The 15,624-nt window shown below is 72.3% G+C and carries 13 protein-coding genes; 8 read left to right on the top strand and 5 right to left on the bottom strand.

The genetic code is table 11. The features are described 5' to 3' along the window. Window positions 1–20: 20 nt before the first annotated feature. Both ACOJV7_RS00575 and ACOJV7_RS00570 read left to right on the top strand, forming a co-directional pair. A complete protein-coding gene (locus ACOJV7_RS00575) occupies window positions 21–1,055 on the top strand; it encodes an aspartate-semialdehyde dehydrogenase (protein WP_420188209.1) in 1,035 nt (344 codons plus the stop codon). After that, a complete protein-coding gene (locus ACOJV7_RS00570) occupies window positions 1,052–1,867 on the top strand; it encodes a hypothetical protein (protein WP_420188208.1) in 816 nt (271 codons plus the stop codon). Before ACOJV7_RS00575 ends, ACOJV7_RS00570 begins: the two co-directional genes overlap by 4 nt. 27 nt (window positions 1,868–1,894) lie before the next feature. Here ACOJV7_RS00570 and ACOJV7_RS00565 read toward each other — a convergent pair whose 3' ends face one another. Next, on the bottom strand, window positions 1,895–2,809 hold the full coding sequence (locus ACOJV7_RS00565) for a GNAT family N-acetyltransferase (protein ID WP_420188207.1): 915 nt from the start codon (window positions 2,807–2,809) through the stop codon (window positions 1,895–1,897). Between the two features lie 127 nt (window positions 2,810–2,936). Here ACOJV7_RS00565 and ACOJV7_RS00560 point away from each other — a divergent pair, with 127 nt between their 5' ends. From ACOJV7_RS00560 to ddaH, 3 genes are read left to right on the top strand one after another with little or no spacing between them, the layout of a single operon-like run. Continuing rightward, window positions 2,937–3,542 (top strand): ArsR/SmtB family transcription factor, encoded by a 606-nt coding sequence (locus ACOJV7_RS00560; RefSeq protein ID WP_420188206.1) that lies wholly within the window; start codon window positions 2,937–2,939, stop codon window positions 3,540–3,542. Further along, window positions 3,539–4,810, top strand: coding sequence for an MFS transporter (locus ACOJV7_RS00555; protein WP_420188205.1), 1,272 nt, complete (start codon window positions 3,539–3,541; stop codon window positions 4,808–4,810). The genes ACOJV7_RS00560 and ACOJV7_RS00555 overlap by 4 nt, the downstream gene beginning before the upstream one ends. Window positions 4,811–4,829: 19 nt before the next feature. Further along, window positions 4,830–5,597 carry a dimethylargininase gene (gene ddaH, locus ACOJV7_RS00550; RefSeq protein WP_420188204.1) on the top strand — a complete coding sequence of 256 codons (768 nt, stop codon included), beginning with the start codon at window positions 4,830–4,832 and terminating at the stop codon, window positions 5,595–5,597. Between the two features lie 12 nt (window positions 5,598–5,609). On the opposite strand, the gene ACOJV7_RS00545 is transcribed toward ddaH, so the two are convergent. Beyond that, window positions 5,610–6,413, bottom strand: coding sequence for an ASCH domain-containing protein (locus ACOJV7_RS00545; RefSeq protein ID WP_420188203.1), 804 nt, complete (start codon window positions 6,411–6,413; stop codon window positions 5,610–5,612). A gap of 260 nt (window positions 6,414–6,673) precedes the next feature. Between ACOJV7_RS00545 and leuA the strand changes: the two genes are divergently transcribed. Further along, on the top strand, window positions 6,674–8,419 hold the full coding sequence (gene leuA, locus ACOJV7_RS00540; RefSeq protein WP_420188202.1) for a 2-isopropylmalate synthase: 1,746 nt from the start codon (window positions 6,674–6,676) through the stop codon (window positions 8,417–8,419). 115 nt (window positions 8,420–8,534) lie between these two features. On the opposite strand, the gene ACOJV7_RS00535 is transcribed toward leuA, so the two are convergent. The 3 genes from ACOJV7_RS00535 to ACOJV7_RS00525 form a co-directional block, all read right to left on the bottom strand. Continuing rightward, window positions 8,535–11,978 (bottom strand): phosphodiester glycosidase family protein, encoded by a 3,444-nt coding sequence (locus ACOJV7_RS00535; protein ID WP_420188201.1) that lies wholly within the window; start codon window positions 11,976–11,978, stop codon window positions 8,535–8,537. Window positions 11,979–12,120: 142 nt separating this feature from the next. Next, window positions 12,121–12,744, bottom strand: a complete 624-nt coding sequence (locus tag ACOJV7_RS00530) for an alpha-ketoglutarate-dependent dioxygenase AlkB (RefSeq protein ID WP_420188200.1) — start codon at window positions 12,742–12,744, stop codon at window positions 12,121–12,123. A gap of 90 nt (window positions 12,745–12,834) precedes the next feature. Then, window positions 12,835–13,854: a peptidoglycan-binding protein gene (locus ACOJV7_RS00525; protein WP_420188199.1), complete on the bottom strand. Its 1,020-nt coding sequence runs from the start codon at window positions 13,852–13,854 to the stop codon at window positions 12,835–12,837. Between the two features lie 208 nt (window positions 13,855–14,062). Between ACOJV7_RS00525 and recO the strand changes: the two genes are divergently transcribed. Next, window positions 14,063–14,788, top strand: coding sequence for a DNA repair protein RecO (gene recO / locus ACOJV7_RS00520; RefSeq protein WP_420188198.1), 726 nt, complete (start codon window positions 14,063–14,065; stop codon window positions 14,786–14,788). Then, a complete protein-coding gene (locus ACOJV7_RS00515; RefSeq protein WP_420188197.1) occupies window positions 14,785–15,594 on the top strand; it encodes an isoprenyl transferase in 810 nt (269 codons plus the stop codon). Before recO ends, ACOJV7_RS00515 begins: the two co-directional genes overlap by 4 nt. Window positions 15,595–15,624: the final 30 nt, after the last annotated feature.

The following is a 15,624-nucleotide window of genomic DNA, read 5'->3' as shown; positions in this document are numbered from 1 at the left end:
TGGCTCCTAGAATCGGGGCCATGCGAGTCGGTGTCTTCGGTGCGACCGGTCAGGTCGGCAATGTCATGCGCGCGCTCCTCGAGGAGCGTGACTTCCCGGTCGAGCAGGTGCGCTACTTCGCGTCCGCCCGCTCGGCAGGAACGACGCTGCCGTGGAAGGACACGCAGGTCACGGTCGAGGACACCGCGACCGCGGACTTCTCGGGGCTCGACATCGCGCTGTTCTCCAACGGGGGCTCGACGTCGAAGGAGTGGGCTCCGCGCGTCGCCGAGGCCGGCGCGATCGTGGTCGACAACTCCTCTGCCTGGCGCAAGGACCCCGACGTGCCGCTCGTCGTCGCCGAGGTGAACCCCGACGACCTCGACACCATCCCCAAGGGCATCGTCGCCAACCCCAACTGCACGACGATGGCCGCGATGCCGGTCCTCAAGCCGCTGCACGACGTCGCCGGCCTCGTCCGGCTCCACGTCGCGTCCTACCAGGCGGTCTCCGGCTCCGGCGGCAAGGGCGTCCAGGAGCTCGACGGCCAGCTGCGCGGTGCGTATGCCGCCGGCTCGCCCGCCGACCTCGCGCTCGACGGACGTGCGGTCGCCGTCCCCGACCCCAATGTGTATGCCGTCCCGGTCGCCTTCAACGTCGTGCCGCTCGCCGGCTCGATCGTCGACGACGGGTCGCTGGAGACCGACGAGGAGCAGAAGCTCCGCAACGAGTCGCGCAAGATCCTGCACGCACCCGACCTCCGGGTCAGCGGGACGTGCGTGCGCGTGCCCGTCTTCACCGGCCACTCGCTCGCGATCCACGCCGAGTTCGACGACGACATCTCGCCCGAGCGTGCCCTCGAGCTCCTCGGCAAGGCGCCCGGCGTCGTCGTCGCCGACGTGCCCAACCCGCTCGAGGCGGCCGGTCGCGACGAGGTCTTCGTCGGCCGGGTCCGCGCCGACCAGGCGGCTCCGGAGGGCAAGGGGCTCGTCCTCTTCGTCGTCGGTGACAACCTGCGCAAGGGCGCGGCCCTCAACGCCGTGCAGGTCGCCGAGGAGCTCCTCCGGCGCCGGTGACCTCGCCGATGCCCGTCCGCCGGGCGGGAACTCTGCGCCTGCGGCCGATTGCCTCTGGGCTGACGCTGCTCGTCGCCCTCACGGCCTGCACCTCGGACCCTTCCGACGGGTCCGGGTCGGGTCCCTCGGCGTCGAGGTCGGCGACCGCCACGGCAGGTGCGGCGGACGGGGGAGGCGGGCGGACGGCATACGCCGTGCCGGAGTCGTGCGCGGCACTGGCGGTCGACGCGGGTTCGACGCTGCCCGGTCCGGCGCTCGCCACGTGCTGGCGGGACGCGCTCGCCGCCCACGGGTCGGTGCGCGCGTGGACGAGCGGACCGCCCGAGATGGAGGCCGAGGTCCAGCTGTCGCCGACTGACCGGCTGCGGACGGCGGCCTCCGACGGGCGCGTGGTCGTCGTCGCGGACGGCTCGGCGTTCTCGTTGGTCGACGGCCGGTGGGTGCCGGGCGTGCTCAACTCCGAGGACGAGGAGCAGGCGCTCGCGGCGGCGACGGGGGAGTTCGCGACCGTGGCGTTCTCGCCGCAGGGGATGACGCAGGGAGTGGGGGAGTGTCCGTCGTGGCGGGTCGGTGCCGAGCGCGAGCAGGTCACGTTGAGGGACGGTGCCGAGCAGACCGGACTCGTGCGGCTCGAGTGCACGGCGCGGTTCGACCTGTCGGGTGCGACGACGACGACCGCGACGGTGTGGGTCCGTGAGGACTGGACACCGGTGCGGCACACCGCGACCCTGTCGATCTCGGGCGTCATGACGCAGACGGTGCGTGAGTTCGCCGACCACGGCACGACCTTCGGGATCCCGACCCCCGGCTGACCGCGCCGACCCGCCGGAGCCAGCAGGTCAGAGGTCGGTCATCCAGTGCCGCCACGTCTGCGTGACCTTCATGCCGACGTGCTCGTAGAGCCCGAGCGCGCCCGTGCGCGAGTCGGTCGAGAGCTCGCTCACGCTCGCGCCGTGCTCGCGGGCCCGGGCGAAGGCGTCGGCGAGGAGGGCGCGGGCGAGACCGAGCCCGCGCTGGTCACGGCGCACGGCGATGGCGTCGACGTAGCCGGTGTCCGCGGCGAGGATCGTGTAGCACGTGCCGACGTCGGTGCCGTCGGCGTCGGTGACGAAGCGGATCTGCCACGGCTCGAACCCGGGACGCAGCGGGCCCCGCGGCGCCCAGTCGTCATACTTCGACGGGTCGCGGTCGGGCCACTCGTTGAACGCGTCCTCGATGAGCCGGAACGTCGTCCGGCCGTCCTCCCCGCCGGCGAACTCGCGCAGCGCGTAGCCCGGCGGCAGGGGCTGGGGCTCGATCGCGGTGCCCGACGGCAGCTGCAGCACCCACGAGGTCCAGCCCTCGCGACAGCCCCGGGCCCGGAAGAAGTCCTCGGCGCTGCTCGAGGAGGGGACGGTCTGCCCGACGAGCCGGGAGCCGGTCGACCGCGCGCAGTCCTCGACCCAGTCTGCGAGCCACGTGCCCAGCCCGCGTCCGCGGAGGTCAGGGTGCACGCCCGCGTCGGCCCGACGGCCCTTGAAGATCTCGGCGGCGGCGACGAGCCGGTCGCCGTCCCAGACGCCGATGCTCTGGGTGGCGAGGTCGAAGCTGCTGCGGGCCCAGTCGCCCTGGATGTCCTCGACCTCGATCGCCGCCTCGCCGGCGTCGACGACCTCGGTCGCGGCGACGAGGTCGCACACCGCCTGCGCGTCGCCCACGGTGTGGGGGCGCGCGACGAGCCCCTCGAGCCCGGCGGGGAGTGGTTTCAGGTCCATGACGGTGAGCGTGCCCGAGCGGCCGGGTCGCTGTCTCGGGATTTTCGGGGGTCGCCACCGGGCCCCAGATGTGAGAGAGTTCTATCGAGAGAGTTCTCTCATATAGACACCAGTGGCGGAGCAGTCCATGACGAACCCCTACGGCGACATCGAGCTCGACCCCCGGAGCATGCGAGCCCTGGCCCACCCCGTCCGGCTGGCGATCCTCAGCCGCCTCCAGGGCCACGGCCCCAGCACCGCGACGGCGCTCGCGCCGCTCGTCGGTGCGACCCCGTCGGTGACGAGCTGGCACCTGCGCCACCTCGCCGAGCACGGTCTCGTGCGCGACGCCGACGTCGAGTCCGACGGGCGCCAGCGGTGGTGGGAGGCCGCCGGCACCGGCATCCGCTTCACTCCAGCGGGGGGCGGCGACGACGACTCCGCGGCTGCGCTGCTGTCGAGGGTGATGTTCGACCAGGCCGCCGGGCTGCCCGACGAGTGGGCCCGTGACGCCGAGCCGCTGCTCGAGCCGGAGTGGCGCCGGTCGGCCGGTCTGTCGAACACCACGGTCGCCATCACCGCCGACGAGCTCGCCGAGGTCGAGGCAGCCATCGAGGAGCTGCTCGCTCCCTACGTCCTGCGCAAGGCGGGCGGCGAGGTCGCCGAGGGAGCCCGGCGGGTCCGGCTCCTGCGCTACGTCCTCCCCAGCGCCCCCGACACCACCGCTGCCGACGATTCGGGAGGCGAATCATGAGCGCGGCCACGCCGCTGTGGCGCGACCGCCGGTTCGCGACGTACTGGGCCGGGCAGGGCATCTCGCAGGTGGGCGACCGGATCACCGAGCTGGCGATCCCGTTCCTCGCCGTGACGACCCTGCACGCCAGCGCACCGACGGTCGGGCTGCTCACGGCCGCGGTCTGGGCGCCGAACGTCATCTCGCTCCTCATCGGCTCGTGGGTGGACCACAGGACGCGCAAGCGCCGGCTCCTCGTCGTCGCCGACCTCCTGCGTGCCGCAGTGCTCCTCAGCCTGCCGGTCGCCCACTGGCTGGGCGCGGTGACCCTCGGCCAGCTCTTCGCGGTGGCGCTCGTCGCCGGCCTGGGACAGGTGCTCTACCAGACGGCCTACCCGAGCTTCTTCGTCTCCCTCGTCCGCCGTGACCAGTTCGTCGAGGCCAACGGGCTGCTCAGCTCCACGCGGTCGGTCTCGTTCGTCGGCGGGCCCGCGCTGGCGGGCGCGCTCATCCAGGCGCTCACCGCGCCGGTGGCCCTCGTCGTCGACGCGCTGTCATTCGTCGTCTCGGCCGTCCTCATCGGCCGGGTCAAGGTCGAGGACCGGCCCGTCGAACCGAGCGGCGAGAGCCTCCTGCGCCGGGCACGCGAGGGGATGCGGCTCGTGCTGAGGCACCGCTACCTGCGTGCCTCGCTTGCCTGCGTCTCGACGATCAACTTCTTCAACTTCGTCGCCGCGGCGCTGCTCATCCTCTTCGCGAGCCGGGAGCTCGAGCTGTCCGCCGGCGCCATCGGCCTCACCCTCGGCATCGGTGCCACCGGCGGGGTGCTCGGCGCCGTGCTCGCGGGTCGCGTCACCCGTCGGCTGGGCGTGGGCCGGACGATCTGCGTCGGCGCCGTCCTCTTCAGCGCACCCCTCGCCCTGCTGACGCTCGCCGGCGGGCCGCTGTGGGTGCGGATGGGAGTCCTCGGGCTCGTCGAGTTCGTCTCCGGGTTCGGCGTCATGCTCCTCGACGTCCCGCTCAACGCGCTGCAGACCGCGGTGACTCCCGACGCCGTGCGCAGCCGGGTCGTGGGGGCGTTCTCGACGGTCAACTACGGCATCCGCCCGCTCGGTGCCGTCCTCGGTGGGCTGCTCGGTGAGTGGGTCGGGATCAGGCCGACGATGGTCGTCGCGGCCGTCGGAGGCACCCTGTCGGTCCTCTGGCTCCTCGGCTCGCCCATCCCCGGAACCCGCACCATCGAGGAGCTCGACGACCGGCTGCCGGACCCGGCGCCGCAGACCGCCTGAGCCCACGTAGGGTCGCTGCGTGACCCGCCGCACCGCCCTCGTCCGCCGTCCCGGTCCCCGCCTCGCCGACGGTCTCGTCACCCACCTCGAGAAGTCGGTCGTCGACCTCGACCTCGCGAGGGAGCAGTGGGAGGCGTATGCCGGGTGCCTGCGCTCAGCCGGCTGGGAGACCGTCGAGGTCCCCGCCGCCGACGACTGCCCCGACGCCGTGTTCATCGAGGACGCCGTCGTCGTCGCGGGCGACCTCGCCGTGCTGACCAACCCCGGCGCCGACGAGCGCAAGCCCGAGGTCGAGGCCGTCGAGGCGGTCGTGCGCGACCTCGGCTACCGCGTCGCCCGGGTCGAGGGCCCGGGGACGCTCGACGGCGGCGACGTGCTCAAGGTGGGCGACACGGCATACGTCGGGCTCGGTGGTCGCACGAACGGCGCCGGGATCCAGCAGCTCGCGGGGCACCTGGCCACCGTCGGGATGCGGACGCAGGCCGTCACGGTCGAGCGCGCGCTGCACCTCAAGTCCGCGGTGACCGCGCTGCCCGACGGCACCGTCATCGGCTGGGACCCGGTCGTCGACTGGCCCGGCGCGTTCCCGGCCTACGAGGGGATGCCCGAGGAGGGTGGCGCGCACGTCGTGCTCCTCGACGAGTCGACGGTCCTCATGGCGGCCAGCGCACCCCGGACCGCCGAGCTGCTCAGTGCACGCGGGCTCGACGTCGTCACGGTCGACATCAGCGAGTTCGAGAAGCTCGAGGGCTGCGTCACCTGTCTCTCGGTCCGCTGCCGCGGCTGACGACGGGCAGGGTCACTCGGGACAGTCGGCGAACGACCAGCCGCGATCGGCAAGGGCCTCGCCCAGTCGACGGAGGGCGACGGGACCGACCCCACTGAGCTCGGCGAGGTCGCCCTTGCGGAGGTCGCGGACCTGCTCGAGCGTCCAGACGTCGCGGGCACGCAGCGCGCGGGTCGCGGCCGCGCCGATGCGGGGGATCGGCGTGCCGCTCGGCCTCGGTTCCCGCACGCGAGGGCCGTCGCCGGACTCGGCGTCGACGACCGCGGCTCCGCGTGGTGAGAGCCGGTAGCCGATGTCGAGCGACTCGGTGAGGCCGAGTTCCTTGAGCTTGCGGACGTCGCGCTTGAAGCTGGGCGTGTCGCGGCCGAGCTCCGCGGCCAGCTCGGGCGCCCGGACCGTGGGGGAGCGGTCGATGATCGCGAGGGTCGCCCGGGTCCAGGGCCCGATGGACGACGCGGCGTCGAGCCGGTCGAGCCGGGCGCGCAGGCCCTCGAGCTCGGCTGCGTCGGGTGTGGTCACCCGCAACGCCTCTCGCGGATCGGCCCCGGCGTGGCGCAGACCGACCCGCCACACGGGCCGGTCGGCCTTCGCCTCGAGCATCCGGAGCAGGTCGGCGAGCGAGGGGGCACCGGCCCTCCGGGCCTCACCGGCGGTGATCCGGGACGTGACCACGCGGTCGACGGAGGTCACCTCGACGAGGCCGACGCCGGTGCGGAGCCGGGTGCCGACGAGCACGCGGGGCCGGTCCCAGCGCCGGAACGCGAGGTCGACCTCACCGTCCCTGATCGCGGCCAGGGTGGCCGGGCGGATCATCATGACCGGCAACCTACTCGGCACGACCCCTGCTTGCGTCCGGCGAGATGGCGCGCTGGCCACCACAGTTGCGGACGCAAGGGAGCGTGGGGTGACCACACTGCGGACCGGGGCCACGCACCCGGGTGGGCGGACGGCATACTCGAGGTGTGCGCTACTCGCGACTCCTCCTTCTCTGCCGCGGCGAGGCCTGAATCGGCCCTCCTCGTCGCGGAGCTCGCTGTGCCCGGCTGAGCACCCTTGACGAGTAGGAAGCAGAGACGATGATCCACCCGCAGCAGACCTCGGGGATGCCGGCGACGAAGTACGTGCCGTTCCAGGAGCAGATCGCGGTCCACCTGCCGGACCGCACGTGGCCCGACCAGGTGATGAGCAAGGCACCGCGCTGGTGCGCGGTCGACCTGCGCGACGGCAACCAGGCGCTCATCGACCCGATGGACGCCGAGCGCAAGATGCGCATGTTCAAGCTCCTCGTGAAGATGGGCTACAAGGAGATCGAGGTCGGCTTCCCGAGCGCGAGCCAGACCGACTTCGACTTCTGCCGCGAGCTGATCGACGGCGGGCACATCCCCGACGACGTGACGATCCAGGTGCTCACCCAGTGCCGTGACCACCTCGTCGAGCGGACCTTCGACGCGATCCGGGGCAGCAAGCAGGCGATCGTCCACTTCTACAACTCGACGTCGGTGCTCCAGCGGCGGGTCGTCTTCGACCTGCCGGAGGAGGGGATCATCGACATCGCCCTCCAGGGCGCGCGCCTGTGCAAGAAGCTCGAGGAGACGATCCCCGAGACGACGGTCTACTACGAGTACTCGCCCGAGTCCTACACCGGCACCGAGCTCGAGTTCGCCGTCCGCGTCTGCAACGAGGTCATCGCCGTCATCGACCCGACGCCGGACCACAAGATGATCGTCAACCTGCCGGCGACCGTCGAGATGGCCACGCCCAACGTCTACGCCGACTCGATCGAGTGGATGATCCGTCACCTCGACCGGCGCGAGTCCGTCGTCGTCAGCCTGCACCCGCACAACGACCGCGGTGAGGGCGTCGCGGCGGCCGAGCTCGGCTACCTCGCCGGCGCGGACCGCATCGAGGGGTGCCTCTTCGGCAACGGGGAGCGCACCGGCAACGTCTGCCTCGTCACCCTCGGCATGAACCTCTACAGCCAGGGCATCGACCCACAGGTCGACTTCTCCGACATGGCCGAGATCCGGCGCACCGTCGAGTACTGCAACCAGCTGCCCATCCACGAACGGCACCCGTGGGGCGGCGACCTCGTCTACACGGCCTTCTCCGGTTCCCACCAGGACGCCATCAAGAAGGGCTTCGAGGACATGGAGCGCCGCGGCCGCGCCGCCGGCAAGACCGTCGACGAGCTCGACTGGGGCGTGCCCTACCTCCCGATCGACCCGCACGACATCGGGCGGTCCTACGAGGCGGTCGTCCGTGTCAACAGCCAGTCGGGCAAGGGCGGCTCGGCCTACCTGCTCAAGGCCGAGCACGGGCTCGACCTGCCTCGCCGGCTCCAGGTGGAGTTCAGCCAGGTCGTCCAGCGCCGGGCCGACGAGCAGGGCGGCGAGGTCACGGCCAAGGAGCTGTGGTCGATCTTCCGCGACGAGTACCTCCCGGCCAAGCCCGGCAAGCGCAACGACTGGGGCCGGTTCACCCCGGTGAGCCACACGCTCGTCAGCGCCGGCGACGGCCGTGACCACATCACCGCGGTCATGCTCGACCACGGCCAGGAGATCACCGTCGACGGCTTCGGCAACGGCCCGATCGCGGCGTTCATCGACGCCCTCGCGTCGGTCGGCGTCGACGTGCGGGTCCTCGACTACTCGGAGCACGCGCTGTCCTCCGGTGGCGACGCGAAGGCCGCGGCCTACGTCGAGTGCGCCGTCGGCGACCGGGTGCTCTGGGGCGTCGGGATGCACTCCTCGATCGTGCGCGCCTCGCTCACGGCGGTGCTCTCGGCGGTCAACCGCGCCGAGCGCGACGCCGCGTCGGCCTGACGCCCCGCGGCTCGGCGCGACCCGACCGGAGGAAAGGTTCGGGGTCCGGAGGGAAGTGTTCCCTCCGGACCCCGAACCTTCCCTCATGGGGAGCAAAAGCGGGTATGCCGTCCGCTCACCCCACGGTGACGGCGGCCTCCCGGGTGACGCCGTTGACGGTGACGCTCAGCGAGCCGGTGCCGGCGCGCAGGCCGGTGAGCCTGCCGGTCGCCGGGTCGTAGGACGCGACGGCACTCCCGGGCGGGTTCCCGGGGCCGACGTGCACGGCCGACCCCGACCAGCTCGCGCTCACCGGGTAGGCGAGCGGGAACGAGCGGGTGCCCTGGGTGACGGTCGTCGTCACGGCCGTGGTCGCACCGACCGCGACGCCGGGCACCGACACCGCGAGCGAGTCGACGTGCGGCCGGACCTGGACCCGGGCCCACGGGTGCGGACCGGGGCGGGTCGGGTCGACGCGGAAGAGCTGCGGCGCCGGGGTGCGCGTCGCCTCGGGGTCGATGCGCACCGTCGTCCAGCCCGAGAAGCCGCCCTCGGCCGGCGAGGTCGACGGGGCCTTGCCGGAGTTGCCGTTGACGACGTAGGGGACGGCGTCGACGCGGCCGGCCGAGAACGCCCCGACGTGGCCGCCGACGAAGAGCGCGCCCTTGCCCGTGGACATCCGGAAGTCGGAGAGCCAGCGCTCGACGGTCTCGGCCTCGACCCGGTCGGTCATCTGCGAGCCCTTGACCGGGCTCGGGTCGCGCGGCGGGTGGTGCCAGCCGACGACGACACCGTGGACGTCATCGTTCGCCTCGGCGTCGTCGAGCGCCGAGCGGAGCATCTGCCACTGGTCGAACCCGCCACCGCGCAGCGTGCCGGTGGAGGAGTCGAGCAGGACGAACCGCGTGCCCTTGTGCACGAAGCTGTGGTGCGTCTCGCCGAAGACCGTGCTGAAGCTGCTCGTCGAGCCCGGGCCGTAGATCTCGTGGTTGCCGGGCAGGTAGTACCAGCGCAGCCCCTTGGCGGTGAGCTCCTCGTCGATGACCTTCTTGGCGAGGGCGAAGTCGGCCGGGTAGCCGGTGTCGACGAGGTCGCCGGTGATGACGACGAAGTCCGGCCGGCTCGCGACGACCTCGCGCATCGTGCGGCGCACGGCCGGGACGAGCGACTGGTTGTCGGCGGTGAACTGCCCGTCCGACATCACGGCATACGTGAACTGCTCGCCCGAGGTGCTCAGCGCGGTGTGCTGCTGGACCACGGGGTCCTGCAGCAGGGGCGCCTTCGGTGCGGTGACGGGCGGCGCCGTCTTGACGGTGAGGTCGTCGAAGACGACCGAGCCGGTGTAGGAGCGGGAGGCGCCGACCTCGATCGTGGCGACGAAGTTGAGCGTGATGGGCCCGGGCAGCGTCTGGGGCACGGGCACCTCCATGTACTTCCATCCGGTCCACGTGACGTAGGGCCCGTAGAGCGAGGCGGCCTTGCCCTCACCGTCGCTGATGCCGAAGGAGGTCCAGGCGCCCCTGCCGTCACCGAGCACCCACACGCCGAGCGCGAGCGGCTGGCCCTGCGTGATGGTGATCGGCGTCGGCGGCCGGGCGTAGCCGACGCGGGTCGCGGTCGACTTCGTGAAGTCGTAGCTCATCCGCAGGCCGGTGGCGTCCTCGCGGCCCGCCGCGGGCTCGACCGACCCGGCGGCGCGGGCCTGGGTGAACCGCCACGACGCGGCGTCGTCGAAGTTCGCCAGGGTCGTGCTCACCGAGCCGATCGCGACGGGCACGTGCGTCGTCACGCCGCCCGCGGTGGCCCTGACGACGACGGCACCGGTGGTGACACCCTCTTTGGCCCGGACGGTGAAGTCGACCCCGCTGCCCGTGACCTCGACGAGCGAACGGTCGTAGTCGAGCGTGACGTCGCCGGTCTCGAGTGGCGTCTCGAAGCCGTTGGCGTCGGCTCCGACGATCCGGAATGTCGCCGGCTCGGCGGGGTCGAGGATGGACACCTTGTCGACGCTCGACCTCGTGCGCTGCAGCGCACCGAGCACCGTGAGGGGGAGGTCCTCCTTGACGCTCCCGATCTGTGCGGTCGCGACGACCGCGCCGGGGGCCGCGGCGCGCAGCAGACCGGTCGAAGTGACCGTCGCGCCGTTCGTCGCCCGGTATGCCGGCCGCGCGTCGACCGGTGCGTAGGTCTCGTCGTGGCCGAGACCGGTCAGCTGCCGCGTGAGCCCGGGGAAGACGCGGCGCAGCTGCTCGTTCTCCTCGTCCGAGGTGGTGACGAGGCGTAGGCCGCGCACCTCGCCGGAGCCGCCGTCGGCGACGAGGCCGATGCCGTCGGGCACCGAGCGGAGGTAGCCGTCGGAGGGCTGGTTCTCGACGTCGAGGTCGTCCTCACCGGCCTCGCGGGCGAGGAGCGTGGACGAGCCGCCGCCGTCGAGGTTGATGCCGTCGTCCGCTCCCACCTCCTTGAGGAAGGCGCCGGTCTCGGCGTAGGTCATGCCCCGCGAGTCCGCCATCCGACCGTCGACGGTGAGGAGGAACATCGTCGAGCCGTCGGCGTCGAAGCCGACGGCCGTCCGCGGGTGGATCGCCTTGTCGGTCTGGGGCAGGACCGCGCCGTCGCGCAGGAGCATGGTGTTGCCGGAGATCGCCATGGCGAGGTTGGCCCCGTCGTTGCGCAGCGCGTACTCGAGACCCACGCGGTCGCCAACCTTGACCGCGGCGAGGCGGGTGGCGCCCTCCCCGCGGCCGACGATCGCGACCTGGCCGTCGGCGAGCTGACCCTCGCCGGCCTTCGTCGCCACCGACTCCACGACGCCGTCGCGCGTGACGACCTCGCGCACCTCGGTGGCGCCCCCGGTGACGCGGGTGCGGGTGTAGGCGCCCCACTGCGAGGTGAAGGCCGTGATGCCGCCTGTGGGGATCGCGAACTGGTTGAGCCCGTCGAGCTTGACCGGACCGCTGGGCAGGGTCACCGTGCCCTCGAGGAACATCGACGTGATCCGGCCGAGGTTGTCGGCGCCGACGCCCACGGCGAGGTTGTGGCCGGGGTTGGGTCCCTTGACGACGGTGCCGTCGAGCTTCTTGGCGCCACCCTGGGGAGCGCCCGAGTTGTTGATGTCGAAGTAGTCGCCGTTGACCGCCGCGACGACCCGTCGCGGGTCCGCCTGCTCGGTGAGGGGGCTGGTGGAGGCGACCTGGCCGTTGTTGATGTAGTCGGGCTTGACCGACCCTGCGGCGAGGTCGACCTCGAGAAGGTCGCCGCGCATGAACCCGCCGGCGTCCAGCCACTCGAAGGAGCGCAGGCTCACGGCCGGTGCCACCGGGCGGGTGACGTCGCGCAGCCAGAGCCGGTCCTGCGTCTGCACCGCGGCGGGCGCGAGGACCCTGGGCTCGGTGGTGTCGGAGCTGCCGGCGGCGACGCGCCCTGCACCCGGGTCGACGCCGCTCGTCACCGGGGCCAGCCCATCGGCGCCCGGGCCGTCCGGAGCGGCATGCGCGGACGGCGCTGCCACGACGAGGGGGAGAGCGGCGAGGGACGCGACGAGCACGGTGCGCGCGCGAGGGCGCGGGAGGGAGGTCATGCCCCCGATCCCACCCGACCCCGATGACGTAGGAACAAGCTTGCGGCCAACGTGGAGCAAACGTGACTTGTTCACACGATGAGGATGGCACGACCCGGAGCGGCGCGCTCGTCGAGCGGTAACGGGGTGCCCGGGCCGCGGGTCAGCGGATGCCGCGGGGCCGGAACTGGATCGAGATCCGGGGTCCGACGGGCTTGCTCGTCTTGGGGATGGCATGGTCCCAGGTGCGCTGGCACGAACCGCCCATGACGACGAGGTCGCCGTGGCCGAGCGAGAAGCCGATCGAGGCGCCGCCGCCACGCGGCCGGAGCATGAGCGAGCGCGCGGAACCGACCGAGAGGATCGCGACCATCGTGTCCATGTCACGCGCCCGGCCGATCCGGTCGCCGTGCCACGCGACCGAGTCGCGGCCGTCGCGGTAGAGGCACATGCCGGCGCTGACGAACGGCTCGCCCAGCTCGCCGGCATACCTGTCGGACAACGCATCTCGCGCCTGGGTCAGCGTGGGGTGGGGGAGGGCCTCGCCCTCCTCGTAGAACTTGAGGAGGCGCGGCACGTCGACGACGCGTTCGTACATCTCGCGTCGCTCGGCCTTCCACGGGACGTCGTGGTGGAGGGCGTCGAAGAGCAGGTCGGCGCCGGTGAGCCAGCTCGGCTGGTAGTCGACCCAGGCGCCGCGGTCGAGCAGGGTGCGCGTCGGCGTCACCGGGCCGAGCTCGATGGAGTCCCCGGTGTCGAAGAGCGAGTGCTGCAGGACGGCGTCCATGGCACCGAGCCTAGCGCAGATCGAACACCTGTTCTAGACCCGGCGGCATGCCGGCGCGTCTGCACGCGCCGGCCTCTCGCACGGGTCGCGTCAGATGGTGAGCAGGGCCCAGGTACGCGGACCGATGACGCCGTCGGCGACGAGGCCGCGGCTCGTCTGGAACGCCTTGGTCCGCGCGAGCGTGGTCGCGCCGAAGACACCGTCGGCGGTGAGCGAGTAACCGCGGGCCCTGAGGGCCTTCTGCGCCGCGACGACCGCCTGTCCGGTCGATCCGTTCTGGACCGTGACGACGAGCGCCGCCCAGGTCTTCGGTCCGACGATCCCGTCCGCGTAGAGGCCACGGGAGGACTGGAAGGCCTTGACCCGGCTCACAGTCACCGACCCGAAGACCCCGTCGACGGTGAGCGACTGGCCGCGGGCGCGGAGCAGGTGCTGGATGACCGTGACCCGGAAGCCGGTGGCGCCCGAGCGCACGGTCGACCACGCGATCGTCGGAGAGGGGGCGGGGGAGCCGCTGATCTTCGCGACGAGCGGCGCGATCCTCGAGTCACCGGGGCGGACGTTGATCTCGAAGTGCATCTCGTCCTTGCGGCCCGAGTAGTCGCCGCCCCAGCGCACGACTCCGTTGCAGGAGTTGAGGATCGAGCGGATCCGGCTCACCTGGGTCGAGCTGAAGGTGCCCGACGCGCCGAGCGGGTGTCGCGGCGCGTTGACGTCGATGGCGGTGCCGGAGGCGTGGTTCGACAGGCTCGTGCTGCCGGAGATGACGCGGTAGTTGTAGCCCCAGTTGCCGGGGGTCACGAGGGCCTCCACCTCGTTGTGGAAGCGGCGGGCGACGTAGCCGAGGATCGTGTGCACCTGCCCGCCGCGCACACCCGACGGGAACGCGTGGCCAACGACGGTGAGCCCGGTGATGCCGATCGCGCTCGGGCTGCTGCTCGCCGGCCAGCCGTTCTGCGACGTGGCGGCCTGTGCCGCACCGGCCCCCGCGACGACGAGGCCGCCGCCGAGGATCAGGCCGCCCGCGCCGCGCACGAGCGCCCGCCTCCCCACATCGGGCCTCTCCGCGAACGCCTCGTCCGGTCCCTGCTCGTGGTGCTGCTCGCACATCGTCGTGTTCCCCTCGCTCGCGTGTCGGTCGGCTGCTGCCGCACCCGAACCTAGGAGCGTGGGTGTCACGCGTACATGGGGAGCGCTACCCCTCCGCCCCGGTGGCGAGCCATTCCCGGACGATGTATGCCGGACGCTCGCGGAGGCGGGAGACGGCCGGGACGGCACGGCATACAGGGATTGTCGGAGGCTCGGGAGACAATGGGGTGTGCCGCTCTACCGTGACCAGGGGATCGTCCTGCGCACCCACAAGCTGGGTGAGGCCGACCGCATCATCACGGTCCTCACGCGCAGCCTGGGCAAGGTCCGCACGGTCGGCAAGGGTGTGCGGCGCACGAAGTCGCGCTTCGGTGCCCGGCTCGAGCCGGGGATGCTCGTCGACCTCCAGTGCTACGAGGGGCGCAACCTCGACACCGTGACGCAGGCCGAAACGATCGAGTCGTGGGGCGACGTCTGCGCCCGCGACTACGACGCGTGGACCGCGGCCAACGCCGTCCTCGAGACGTGCGACCGGCTCACCGAGGAGCGCGAGCCGGCGCTCCAGCAGTTCCTGCTCGTCACCGGTGCGCTGCGCTCGCTCGCCGGCAAGGAGCACGACCCCAACCTCGTCCTCGACGCCTACCTCCTGCGCGCGCTCGCGATCGCCGGCTGGGCGCCGAGCTTCCACGACTGCGCCAAGTGCGGCGCCGAGGGTCCACACCGCGCGTTCCACGTCGTCTCAGGTGGCGCGGTGTGCTCCGTATGCCGTCCGCCCGGCTCGAGCGCGCCCGCGCCGGAGACGCTCCGCCTACTGGCGGCGCTGCTCGCGGGGGACTGGATGATCGCCGACGGCTCCGAGCTCCGCCACCGCCGCGAGGGCAGCGGCCTGACGACGGCGTTCCTCCAGTGGCACCTCGAACGCGGTGTGCGCTCGCTCCGTATGGTGGAGCGGTGACGAGCCGTCCCTTCCCGCACCCGAGTGGCGCGCAGCCCCCGTCCCTCCCGGCTCAACAGGTTCCCGGCCACGTCGCCATCGTCATGGACGGCAACGGCCGGTGGGCCAACCAGCGCGGGCTGCCGCGCACCAAGGGTCACGAGGCGGGCGAGGGGGCGCTGCTCGACGTGGTGGCCGGCGCGATCGAGGCCGGTGTGACGCATCTGTCCGCCTATGCCTTCTCGACGGAGAACTGGCGGCGCTCGCCCGAGGAGGTCCGCTTCCTCATGGGCTTCAACCGCGACGTCATCCGCCGTCGCCGCGACCAGCTCCACGAGTGGGGCGTGCGGATGCGCTGGGTGGGCCGGCGTCCGCGGCTGTGGAGCTCGGTCATCAAGGAGCTCGAGATCGCCCAGGAGCTCACCCAGCACAACACCGGTCTCACCCTCTACTTCTGCGTCAACTACGGCGGGCGGGCCGAGCTCGGCGACGCCGCGCGGGCGTTGGCCGAGGACGTGGCCCGCGGGCGTCTCAAGCCGAGGAACGTCGACGAGAAGGCGCTGGCCCGCTACCTGCCCGAGCCCGACATGCCCGACGTCGACCTCTTCGTCCGGTCCTCGGGGGAGCAGCGCACGAGCAACTTCCTGCTCTGGCAGAGCGCCTACGCCGAGATGGTCTTCCTCGACACGCTGTGGCCCGACTTCGACCGTCGCGACCTGTGGCGGGCCATCGAGATCTATGCCGACCGCGACCGTCGCTATGGCGGCGCCGTCGACGCGGCCGCCACGACGGCGGGCCCGGACGGGACCTCGGCCGAGTCGAGATAGCACGACACGCCGCCCCGGCGCCCGGCCCCC

Source organism: Knoellia tibetensis (assembly GCF_048606415.1).
Taxonomy (GTDB): Bacteria; Actinomycetota; Actinomycetes; order Actinomycetales; family Dermatophilaceae; genus Knoellia; species Knoellia tibetensis.
Note: the sequence above shows the minus strand (reverse complement) of the source record. Positions and strands in the feature narration are given on the sequence as shown.

What these genes read in the sequence shown, in the direction of transcription:
- ACOJV7_RS00525 (WP_420188199.1), bottom strand. Translation starts at nt 13,854, where the DNA reads ATGTGCGAGCAGCACCACGAGCAGGGACCGGACGAGGCGTTCGCGGAG.
- ACOJV7_RS00545 (WP_420188203.1), bottom strand. Translation starts at nt 6,413, where the DNA reads ATGATGATCCGCCCGGCCACCCTGGCCGCGATCAGGGACGGTGAGGTC.
- ACOJV7_RS00555 (WP_420188205.1), top strand. Translation starts at nt 3,539, where the DNA reads ATGAGCGCGGCCACGCCGCTGTGGCGCGACCGCCGGTTCGCGACGTAC.
- leuA (WP_420188202.1), top strand. Translation starts at nt 6,674, where the DNA reads ATGATCCACCCGCAGCAGACCTCGGGGATGCCGGCGACGAAGTACGTG.
- ACOJV7_RS00530 (WP_420188200.1), bottom strand. Translation starts at nt 12,744, where the DNA reads ATGGACGCCGTCCTGCAGCACTCGCTCTTCGACACCGGGGACTCCATC.
- ACOJV7_RS00560 (WP_420188206.1), top strand. Translation starts at nt 2,937, where the DNA reads ATGACGAACCCCTACGGCGACATCGAGCTCGACCCCCGGAGCATGCGA.
- ACOJV7_RS00565 (WP_420188207.1), bottom strand. Translation starts at nt 2,809, where the DNA reads ATGGACCTGAAACCACTCCCCGCCGGGCTCGAGGGGCTCGTCGCGCGC.
- ACOJV7_RS00575 (WP_420188209.1), top strand. Translation starts at nt 21, where the DNA reads ATGCGAGTCGGTGTCTTCGGTGCGACCGGTCAGGTCGGCAATGTCATG.
- ACOJV7_RS00535 (WP_420188201.1), bottom strand. Translation starts at nt 11,978, where the DNA reads ATGACCTCCCTCCCGCGCCCTCGCGCGCGCACCGTGCTCGTCGCGTCC.